8 protein-coding genes are annotated in these 11,504 nt (G+C 27.6%); 2 read left to right on the forward strand and 6 right to left on the reverse strand.

What is annotated here, in order from left to right:
- Positions 1-20 precede the first annotated feature (20 nt).
- Positions 21-848 carry a BRO-N domain-containing protein gene (locus MBORA_RS03115; RefSeq protein ID WP_042693933.1) on the forward strand — a complete coding sequence of 276 codons (828 nt, stop codon included), beginning with the start codon at positions 21-23 and terminating at the stop codon, positions 846-848.
- Between the two features lie 641 nt (positions 849-1,489).
- Here the strand turns inward: MBORA_RS03115 and MBORA_RS03120 are convergent.
- The 3 genes from MBORA_RS03120 to MBORA_RS03130 all read right to left on the reverse strand — a co-directional run bounded on the left by MBORA_RS03120 (position 1,490) and on the right by MBORA_RS03130 (position 4,634).
- Positions 1,490-1,672 carry a hypothetical protein gene (locus MBORA_RS03120; RefSeq protein ID WP_063720217.1) on the reverse strand — a complete coding sequence of 61 codons (183 nt, stop codon included), beginning with the start codon at positions 1,670-1,672 and terminating at the stop codon, positions 1,490-1,492.
- 1,028 nt (positions 1,673-2,700) lie between these two features.
- Positions 2,701-2,964 carry a zinc-ribbon domain-containing protein gene (locus tag MBORA_RS03125; protein ID WP_081738389.1) on the reverse strand — a complete coding sequence of 88 codons (264 nt, stop codon included), beginning with the start codon at positions 2,962-2,964 and terminating at the stop codon, positions 2,701-2,703.
- 68 nt (positions 2,965-3,032) lie between these two features.
- Positions 3,033-4,634: a DUF1565 domain-containing protein gene (locus MBORA_RS03130; protein ID WP_063720218.1), complete on the reverse strand. Its 1,602-nt coding sequence runs from the start codon at positions 4,632-4,634 to the stop codon at positions 3,033-3,035.
- A gap of 205 nt (positions 4,635-4,839) precedes the next feature.
- Here MBORA_RS03130 and cobQ point away from each other — a divergent pair, with 205 nt between their 5' ends.
- Complete coding sequence (cobQ, locus tag MBORA_RS03135) at positions 4,840-6,369, forward strand: cobyric acid synthase CobQ (protein WP_042693939.1); 1,530 nt, start codon at positions 4,840-4,842, stop codon at positions 6,367-6,369.
- Here cobQ and MBORA_RS03140 read toward each other — a convergent pair.
- The 3 genes from MBORA_RS03140 to MBORA_RS03150 all read right to left on the reverse strand — a co-directional run bounded on the left by MBORA_RS03140 (position 6,344) and on the right by MBORA_RS03150 (position 11,283).
- Entirely contained in the window at positions 6,344-7,087 is a 744-nt protein-coding gene (locus tag MBORA_RS03140; RefSeq protein WP_042693941.1) for a class I SAM-dependent methyltransferase, read from the reverse strand. The genes cobQ and MBORA_RS03140 overlap by 26 nt on opposite strands.
- A 680-nt stretch (positions 7,088-7,767) precedes the next feature.
- A complete protein-coding gene (locus MBORA_RS03145; RefSeq protein ID WP_063720219.1) occupies positions 7,768-9,054 on the reverse strand; it encodes an ATP-binding protein in 1,287 nt (428 codons plus the stop codon).
- A gap of 948 nt (positions 9,055-10,002) precedes the next feature.
- A complete protein-coding gene (locus MBORA_RS03150) occupies positions 10,003-11,283 on the reverse strand; it encodes an ATP-binding protein (protein WP_063720220.1) in 1,281 nt (426 codons plus the stop codon).
- Positions 11,284-11,504 lie beyond the last annotated feature (221 nt).

Below are 11,504 nucleotides of genomic sequence, written 5' to 3' on the forward strand. Positions count from 1 at the left end.
AAAATAAAAATGGGTTAAAAATGAGTGATGATAAAAATAGTATTAAATTATTTGAATCCCAAGAAATAAGAGCAAAATGGGATGATGAAATTGAAGATTATTACTTTTCAGTAATAGATGTTATTGCAGTATTAACTGACAGTAACAAACCACGAGATTATTGGTATCGTTTAAAAAAACGTGAATTAGAAAATGGTGTTGATCTGTCGACAAATTGTCGACATTTGAAAATGCCTGCTAAAGATGGTAAATTACGTGAAACTGATGTTGCAAATACTAAAGATTTATTCCGTATCATACAATCTATCCCTTCTAAAAAAGCAGAACCATTCAAACAATGGTTAGCTCAAGTAGGTAGTGAAAGACTTGATGAAATAGCAGACCCTGAATTAGCAATTGAAAGAGCAATAAGTACCTATCGTAAAAAAGGTTATAGTGAAGATTGGATTACTCAAAGAATGCGAAGTATTGAAACTAGAAAAGACTTAACTGCTGAATGGGATAGGTCTGGTATTGAAGAAGGTTTAGAATATGCAATATTAACTAATGAAATTAGTAAAGCTTCTTTTGGATTAACTACTAAACAACATAAACAGTATAAAAGTTTACGTAAAGAAAGCTTACGGGATAATATGACTAATGCAGAATTAATTATCACTATGTTAGGTGAATTAGCCACCACAGAAATTAGTAAAAGTGAAAATCCAGAAGGTTTCAAAGAAAGCAAAATTGTTGCTAAACGTGGAGGAAACATAGCTGGTAATGCACGCAGAGAACTGGAAGCAAATACTGGTAAAAAAGTAGTAAGTGAAAAAACATCAAAAAACCCAAAATTATTAGATGAATAATTTAATGTTATTGTAGAAAAAGAGCATTGGGGTCGTAGAAGCGGCAACTTCTCACCCCACACACTGGCTACAAAAAATAGTAAACACCGAGAGATGATTAAAATTTTAGTAACCAATATAATATATACTAAAAGTTGCTATTTAATATTTATTAATTTTAAAAAAAGGGGACTGTCAATTTGTTAGCTCTTGTTTTCGTTTTTCGATCCAGCCATCTTTTTGGTGCATTATCTGGTTGAATATTCCTTTTAATGTTCTAAATTTCTTTTTATGTGCTTGGGGCATTGTATTTCCAATGTAATTTTCTATTTGATTGTTAGTACAGTCTAGTTTTCCTTTGTGTCTTTTTTTTAAGGAATTGTAATGTATTTTTTGTAATTCTGGGAAGAATTTTTTCTTTAAGTATTTTGCTAGAATTGGTGGATAAGTTTATTAATTTTTCTTTTAGGAAATTGATGTATTCATATTGCTTCTTCGTAGGTTTCTTTTTTGAATAATTTGTAAAATATGCTTATAATATTCGTTGATTTCTATTTTGTAGTTGTTTATCATGTTTTTGGATTGTTTTTTGATTTGTGTTTCTGAGTAGTTTAGGGTTTTGTTTTTTTTTAGATTGCTTTCATATTCTTTGCGTATTTGCTTTAGTTCTTCTCTAAGTTCTTCATTGATATTATAATACTTAAGTGAAATGTGCAGTGTTGGTGATCAAATCCAATTTCTCTCATTATTTTATCATATCCTGGTTTTAAATCCGTTACAATTGCAATGGACTCTGTTGCTTTGATGCTGTTTTTTATAAAATTTTTTTGTTGTTGCAGAATCATTCTTTTTTCACTATATTAACTCTGCAATAGGCATTCGATTAATTAAATCAATATAATATATGTCTATAATACCATTTTCGCTCAATTCATAATCCACTGTACAGTCATAAGCAGCATAAAGGTGAAAATTTCATATCGGTGTTAACATAATAACAATCCATCGAAAGTTAAAAGAGATTTTCTATATCGTTTCATATGACATATTAATGCTATTAAAAACATTAAATAGTCCAAGAAAGATTTCTTAATGAATCCCAACCATCTTTTTCGCAACTCAATTGCCTTGTTTTTCATTTTAGTTGAAAAATTACAGAAATCTTCATAAAATTCCTATTAAGCCTAATACTTGACTATAATATTTCTACATTTCTTACAAAGTATATCACTTGACTTTAATAATAAACACTAATTCCGTTTTCTAAATAGATTTTACGCTTATTATAAGATTTTTTAATAACATCATGAGAAAAACAATGATTTACAATGAGGATCATGGATTACTCAATAACCCCATCTTTGTTAATAAACGCAATCTTCATCATAGAATACCATCAATATACAAAAAAAATTGAACAGTATTCATCACCAAAACTACATTGCACTCTTTCATCATCATTTTTTCTAACAAGATCAACATTCGAAATAGTTAAATATATATTGGTTGCCATCTAAAAATAAGATATGGAAGGCATTTGTTTTTTTGTTTCATGTATAAATATTTGTCTTCCAACCTATATAAAACTTATTATTGCTCAAATTAAGAAAATAATTACAAAAATATGGTAAAAAATAATTTAAGAAAAAAATCAACCAGTTAATCAAAAATTAGAAAGATTTAAAAAGAAATAAAAAACACAAAAAACTAGTATTAAAACCCATCACAACAAGAAAACAACAACTAATATTTAAATCTTTTCACAAACACAAAAGAATCAAAGAAAAAGAAAAAAAACTAAAAAAATATGACCAAGAGCTAACAAATTGACAGTCCCTATAATTATTAATAATATTTTACAATATTAAATGCACTATTCTAACTTATTACCACAATTTCCACAAAATAGTGATCCATCTTTTACTTTGCTTCCACAATTTGGACAAAAGATATTTTTATTAGGTTTATATACTTTATGACCACATGAAGAACAAAAAGGAGAATTAGAATCAACTTCAGCACCACAATTTGTGCAGAACAATCTTTTTGAAATAAACCTTAAATCACAAGAACAATTTAAGCAAAATTTACAATCATCTTTCATTGAAGATCCACAATCTGGACAAATTTTAGTCATAAAAAATAATTTGTTATTAGTATATATTAAATTATCGAAAAAAAAATAACAGAAGTAAATTGAAACTTCTATTTTATTCTAATTTTCATTGAAGCTACTTTGCCTCCACAATTGGCAGTAACCTTATAAGCACCTCTTTTTAAAGGTTTTTTCAAATTCGCATAAGCATAACCATATTTATTAGTTTTTACTTTTGCAAATACTTTCCCTTTAACTTTGAAAATAACAGTTTTACCAACTATAGGTTTTCCATTTGAAAGCCACCATTTTGAATAAAGTTTAATTGGTTTAACTTTTATTTTATTAGATACTTTAAATTCCTTATATATAGCTTTAATATTGTATTTCTTAGGAGGTAAACTTATTTTTAAAGAGGCATAACCATTTTTATTAGTTTTAACCTTATAAGATTTACCATTAAGTTTAAAAGTTACTATTTTACCATAACCTACAAACTTACCATTATCCCCTATAATTCTTACAGTATATTTAGAGCCATCACCATAAATCATAGTTATTGGCTTATTACCTACAATTCTTTTTAGGATAAAAGCATAATAATCTATTTTATCACCAGTTTCAGGATTGGTAATCTCCACTTTATGTATGCCAACATTTAATTTAATATATAATTTGGCAACACCTTTTGAATCTGTCTTTACTTTGTATGTTTTGCCTTTTACTTTAAAATGAACGTTATAGTTCTTTAAAGCCTTACCATTTATATCATAAAAGATAGCTTTATAATCTAAACCACTTTTATAACCTCTAACTATATTACCTGCACTAATAGAAAATCCAATGTTTTTAGCTATTTTATGTTTAAAACTGTAAATATAATCTCCTTGTTTAAATGCTTTACAATTTGAAATTGTATTTTTTGAAAAGCTAATACTGCCTTCACCATAATCAACTATAGCTCCATAATTAGCAAATGAATTTTTAAAATGGTTATTTATAATATTAACATGCACTTTATTTTCTGTTGATATTACCCCACCAAACTCAGCACTACATTTATCAAATACATTATTTTTAATAATTACACTACCATAAGAATTACCTACAACATATATTGCTCCTCCAGCATAGGCAACATTATTAAGGAATTGATTATTAGAAATCATTATTGAAGTTCCAGTAACATTATTAGTTATTAAAATTGCTCCACCCCATTTATCCTTCTCAATATCTTTAACATTACCATTAATAAACTTAATACCGGAAATTACAACACTTTTTCCTGGAACTGAAATCTGCAATATTCTTCCATAATTTCCAGCATCAAATATTGCCCCATTTTGACCAAGAATTTTAACAGAGTCAGTAATAGAAACGGAATTTACATTATAATGTCCCTTAGCAACATTAATTGTACCTCCTGAAGAAACCAATGAAAGAGCTTTATTTAAACTTGCAACAGGTTTAGATTGACTTCCATCATTAGCATCATTACCATTTGGACTTAAATAAATAGAACTACTTTTACTTAACACTTCATCATTAGAAACCTCTAAATTTTGACTTTCATCATCTGTATTAATAGCTATTGAATCGTCATTATTAATTCCTTGAAGATCAGTTGAGTTTTCTTCTGCAAAAGAAAATGGAATCATGATTAGAACCATGAAAATAGCTAAAATTAAGATATACTTATTTAACTTAAACATTTTTTTTATCCTCCATTATTTTATCATATTTATTGAAAAAATAAAAATTATAATATTTTTCCAATATTTAAATAATAATTATTTAATAATATTATATTAAATTAAGTTGCTTTTAAATTTTTTTAGTTGACTTTAATTAACAAGATAAATTATACTTTTTTTAAATTAAAATTTATTTATAACATAAACAACAATATATCTCATCATGACAAAATGTATCATGGTTCAAGGAACCTCATCAAATGCCGGTAAAAGCATGCTTGTAGCTGCTTTGTGTAGAATATATAAAAATAGAGGATACAAAGTAGCTCCTTTTAAATCTCAGAACATGTCTTTAAATTCATATACTACTAAGGAAAATGGAGAAATTGGGATAGCCCAAATGTTACAAGCAGAAGCGGCAATGATTGAACCTAGTATCCATATGAACCCAATTTTATTAAAGCCAAAAGGAGACTTCACATCAAATGTTATAATCCAAGGAAAATCTATTGGAGATATGGATTTCTATGATTATCAGCATAAATACCATGATACTGCGCTAAACGCTATAAAAGAAAGTTTTAATAAATTAAAAGAAGAATATGAAGTCATTATTATTGAAGGAGCTGGTTCTCCTGCTGAAATCAATATGCGTGATCAGGATATTGCAAATATGGAAATTGCACATCTTGCAGATGCCAATGTTATTTTAATTGCAGATATTGAAATGGGTGGAGTTTTTGCAGCTATCGCCGGAACATATGTTTTACTTGATGATTACGATAGATCTAGACTAAAAGCAACCGTTATTAACAAATTTAGAGGCAATTTAGATATATTAAAACCCGGTCTTGATAGGATTGAAGAAATTACTGGTGAACCGGTTTTAGGAGTATTGCCTTATGATGAAACTTTAAAACTTCCAGAAGAGGATTCAGCTTCACTAACCACTCATGAATTTGCAGAAAACAAAGACATTACAATAGGAGTTATTAGACTTCCTAAAATATCCAATTTTACAGATATTGACCCATTTGAATATGAAAAAGATGTTGGAATTAAAATGATTGGAATAAATGATGATATTGGAGATGTTGATGCAATCATTATTCCAGGTACTCGTAATTCCACCGAAGATATTCATGCACTTTTTAAAAGTGGGTTAGCACAAAAAATAATTGATAAATCTTTAGAAATTCCAATTGTTGGTATTTGTGGAGGATTACAAATATTAGGTAATATTATTTATGATGAAGATAAAAAAGAATCAAAGCATGGTACAATTGAAGCTTTAGGATTAATTGATATTGAATCTAAGTTTAGTCGCTTAGAAAAAATTGTAACTCAATCAGAAGCCATTATACCAGATAAAATCAATGGTATAGCTGGCGAGATATTTAAAAATATTGCTGGTGAGAAAGTTAAGGGCTATGAAATACATGAAGGTACAACAGAATTGTCTGATAATGTTAGTAACCTATTGAATATTACTAAAGGTCAAGGAAACAATGATGAAGGATTAATAGATGGAGCATCACAAGGAAATATATTTGCAACTTATCTCCATGGAATATTCCACAATTATAATTTTAGAAGAGAGTTTTTAAACTATTTAAGAGTTAAAAAAGGTTTAAAAGCAGAACTTGGAAAAGATCCTTATCAAAGTGAAAAAGACTATTCCTTAAATAGATTAGCTGAAATCGTTGAAGAAAACTTAGATATGGACATTATTGATGATCTGCTTTTCTCATAACATAAAAAACATAGCTATAATCATCTGAATTTTTCATATAAACTGATATTTCTTTTTTTAGTTCATTTATAAAAACTTTTGCAGAACCATCTGATGAAATTTTGGCTAAATTTTTCTCTAAAGCTGAAAAATAATTTTTCCAGTCCTCTTTTGGAACAACAGCATAATCAATAAACTCATAACCTTCCTTTTCAATTATCTTAATTTTATTCTTAATTGAATCAACTTCTTCATAATTGTTTTTCCAGAATTTTCGACTTTCAACAGAAGGAGCTGAAATCCAAGAAATATCCGATGCTACTAAATAACCATTTACTTTAAGCAGCCTTTTCCATTCTTTTAAAGCTTTTTTAAATCCCATAATGTGGATTGAAGCTTCACAGAATAATATATCAAATTCTTCATTTGCAAAATCCAAATCGTTCATATCCATTCTATAAACGTGAACTCTATTAGACAAATTATTTAAAGCTATTTTTTCTTCAACTTCATTAATATAATGTCTAAATAAATCAATAGCTTCAATTGTAGCATTTTCAAAAAAATTCGCAAGTAACACTGTTTGTGTTCCAACACCACATGCAATATCTAAAATAGCTAACTCATCATTATGATCAAATTCAACTAAATTAATGGCTTTTAGTGTTGTATTGTCACTACCTGGAGCTAGTCTAGGCATATTTTTATACGCTAAGTAAAAGTAAAGAGGAACATCCATATCATCACATTAGTTTTGTTGTTTAACATTCTAACTTTTAAACTTTGAAGTATTTATCTCTTCATCTTATTTAACATTCCTAGAAACTTAAGGTTATTCATGAAAATCATGCAACAAACAAGAGAATTACAAACTAAATAAAAAACGGCTTTTTTCTGTTTTCTGGATGTTTATTATATTATGTGAATCGGTTTTCAATGTCTATAATAGCTATATTTAGATGAGTAATATGGAAATTGAATTTAAACGTTCTGCATTAAGGCAATTAAAACATTGAAAAAGAAAAATCCAAAAGCTTAAGATTGTTTGAAAAATTAGATGAAATATTAAAAGATTCCAATAATATTCGTTATGAGAAAGTAAAAAAATATCCTAAATATAAACGAGTCAAAGGATAATTACATGATATGTTTATATAGGTCATGTTGAAGATAGGTCTAAAGCATATAATTAATTTCATTGTAGAAACACTTTTTAAATGATATGACACTAAAAATCATCCATTTTTAAAAACTTGTTTGATTTGAATTTTTTGTGATTTGAGGCACAAAATATTCTCTACTATTTCTTGAGGTCTTCGCCAAAATTTCATTTTTGACGGACTTTCAATCACAAAATTCAAATCGAAACCATCAAAAAACAGAATTAAATACTAAACAAATCTAATACAGTAAACTCATTTATCGCAAACATCCTATTGGGATAACTTTCACTCCATCAGCCCTATTGTATGCTATTTCACCACCTGTAATTACTGCTAAAAAACTTGGTTCTTCTAAATCAATTTTTTTGTTTTTTACACTTTTTCGAATTAATTCTTTTAATTTAAGTAAATTTTCTGCCCCTTTATCAATTTCTCTGTTCCCCAATTTAAATTCTATTAATGCATATCTTCCATCATTTAGATATAAAATACAATCTGCTTCAAGGCCACTATCATCATTATAATATAATATTTCTCCATTAACTGAACTTGAGTAAACTAGTAGGTCACGTATACATAAGTTTTCAAATATAAATCCAAATGTTTCAAAGTCTTTTAGTAATTTTTCAGGCGTTAAATTAAGTATTGCTACTGCTATTGATGGATCAATGAATTCTTTTTTGTAGGATTTTCTAATGGTATTTGCTGATCTGATATTTGGTGACCAGGCAGGAATATTTTGAATAACATATAACCTTTCAAGGGCATTAATATATGAATTATATGTAGGTAAAGAAATATCCCCATATTCTGCTTTTATATCTTTCATAAGTGTTTTTTTAGTCGCTAATGTTGAAACATTTCTAGCGTAAGATTTTAAGATAGTTTTTACTCTTTGAGGGTTTCGTTTAACACCATCAACTTCTGAAACATCACTATTACATATTATATCTATATAATTAGATACAATTGCTAATTGTTGTTTTTTTGTTTTTTTCTTTAGAGATTCAGGCCATCCTCCTCTACAAGCAGCAAATATTAAATCAGATATTGTTAAATTTGAGGTTGCACCATCAATATTTAAATTTTCATCATTGAATAAATCTATTAATGATATTGCCCCCGTGGATTCTCCACTTTCATATAGGCTCATTGGGCGCATTACAATTCTTTTTATTCTACCTGCCCCCGAATGCATGATTTTACTTTCATCCACTGCTGTTGAGCCTGTTAGGACATATAGTCCATCTTCATCTGATTCATCAACTAAATATCTTACTGCATCCCATAATTCAGGTGCCATTTGCCATTCGTCAATTAACATCGGCTTTTCACCTTTTAATAATTCTATGGGATTGGTATCTGCAAGTTTTAAGTAAGATTTTCCATGAATAGGATGTTGTAATTCTTTTAGACTTTTACAATGTTGTTTAGCTGTTGTAGTCTTACCACACCACTTAGGACCAGTAACCAGTACAGCACCCATATATTCTAAAAATTCTTTTAGTTCCAAGTCAGTGTATCTCGGCAGATATTTTTTCATCATAACCACTTTTTTATATTTTTCATATATTTTATTTTATACTTTTCATGATATAAATTTTATATTTTTCATTAAATTTATTTTATATTTTTCATCAATTCATTTTAAAAATAAAATTAAAGTTTTAAATGAAAATGAAATAATGATTGAACTCTTAATACAGCACTGCCTAGAATTTATTTAAATCTTGTTTTATCAATTTTTAAGCAAATAAAAATCTTTAATTATTATTAAACTGTTGAAAATGTTAATGATTAATATGTTTATGAAAGATTATTTACTGTGGCATATGGTTCTACTTTATTAAATACAAACATGTGGCATCTTGATAAATTAGAATTTAATCAATTAAGTCAAAGTCTAATTTAAAATTATAATCACCCCCTCAATAATGCTTTTGTCCTTTATAATGCCCAAATTCTGTTTTTAAAGTTTTTAATTCAGAAATTTTATCATGAGGCCAACTTTTATATATTTAATCTTATCAAAACTAATTGTAAGTCTTCCAATATATTGAATTACATCTACACTATCTTTGAGTTATGATGGGATAAATTTCCCTATACTTTTCCATATCATCAATAAACATCTCATATAAAAACATGTTCATAAATAAAAAACATGACTATAATGCTGAAATTATTTCAATAACTCCCAAAAGAAAATAGAAATATTATATTAAGCAATTATATGATTTATAAAGCATATACTCATTTATATATTAAACCAAAGAAAAATTGTTTTTATTTTATAAAATTAAATTTGTTACAACAATATTAAAATAATCTTTGTTGTGTATAAATGAAACTAGATTCTGAAACTTCGTTAACAACGTAATTTAGACATCACGGTGCAGTTCTAACATGAAGAGTTTGAAGCAATTGGAGTTTCATTCCGTGCAGACCATGACTAATCTTTGAAAATTATTGTCAAATGATATAGATAGAATTATCTTAATGTGCCAATCGGAATTACCATTACCCCATCTTTTCGAACTTTTGCGATGTTATCACCAGTTATAACTGCTAAAAAGCTAGGTTCTGGAATATGTGTATCCCCATTAGCAATTTTTTGTTTAATTAACTTATCCATTTTTAATAAGGTTTGAGCACCTTCATTAATTCTTTTATCCCCTAATTTAAACTCTATTAATCCATAACGACCATCAGCAATTTTTAAAACACGATCCACTTCCAAGGTGCCATCATTATAATATAATACTTTTCCACCCAATGGTGCTGAATATACGTTTAAATCTCTAATGCACAATGTTTCAAAAATGAATCCAAAAGTTTCTAAATCATACACCAACATTTCAGGAGTTACGTTGAGTCCCGCAACTGCAATTGATGGATCTATGAATTCTTTTTTTTCTGATTTTCTTATTTTTTGCTTTGAACGAATATTAGGAGACCATGCAGGAACATTTTCAATAACAAATAGGTTTTTTAAAACGGAAATATATGAATAAAATGTAGGTTCAGAAATTTTACCATAATTCTCTTCAATATCCACCATTATTCTTGTATTATTAACCAAAGTTGAAATGTTACGTGAATAAGAGCGGAGAATTGATTCAAATATTTTTGAATCACGTTTAACACTATCAATATTATAAGTGTCATCACGGCATATGTTATCAAAATAAGAAGAAGCCACAATTAATTGTTTTTGTTTATCTTCAATGTTCAATGTTTCAGGCCAACCCCCACGAGAAGCTAAAAAAGTTAAATCACTTAAAGATAAATCCGAAGTAATTCCATTAATTTTTACATCTTTATCATTAAATAAATCAATTAATGAAATTTTACCATTGGAATCACCACTTTCATATAAGCTCATCGGCCTCATCATCAACCTATGGATCCTTCCAACACCTTTATGATTTATTTTAGAGTTATCAACAATTGTAGAACCAGTTAAAATGTACAAACCATAATCATCTGTTTTATCAACAGAATATCTCACTGCATCCCACAATTCAGGAGCCATCTGCCATTCATCAATCAATAATGGTTTTTCCCCATCCAATAATAACAATGGATCTACATCTGCCAGTTCAATATATGATTTGCCTAATGTGGGATGTTGTAATTCAATTATTGTTTTAGCAAACTGAGTAGCAGTAGTTGTTTTACCACACCATTTTGGCCCAACTATTAAAACAGCCCCCATACATTCAAGTATATCCTTTAATTCTTCATCAACATACCTTTTAATATATTCCATATTACCACCAATTAAGTAATTATACTAAATTTATTTAAGCAATTATACTAAGTTTATTTAAGCAATTATACTATTTATATTTAATAGACTTATTTATAGTTTTTCTCTAAAAATTTTTACCATATAGGTTTAGCCAATTTTCATAAAATGATTTGAAGCCAATAATTTCATAAAATTTATCTTTAAATAAGTTAATTAACTGATTTTCGGTTGTATAATAT

Origin of the sequence: Methanobrevibacter oralis (genome assembly GCF_001639275.1) — an archaeon.
Lineage (GTDB): Archaea > Methanobacteriota > Methanobacteria > Methanobacteriales > Methanobacteriaceae > Methanocatella > Methanocatella oralis.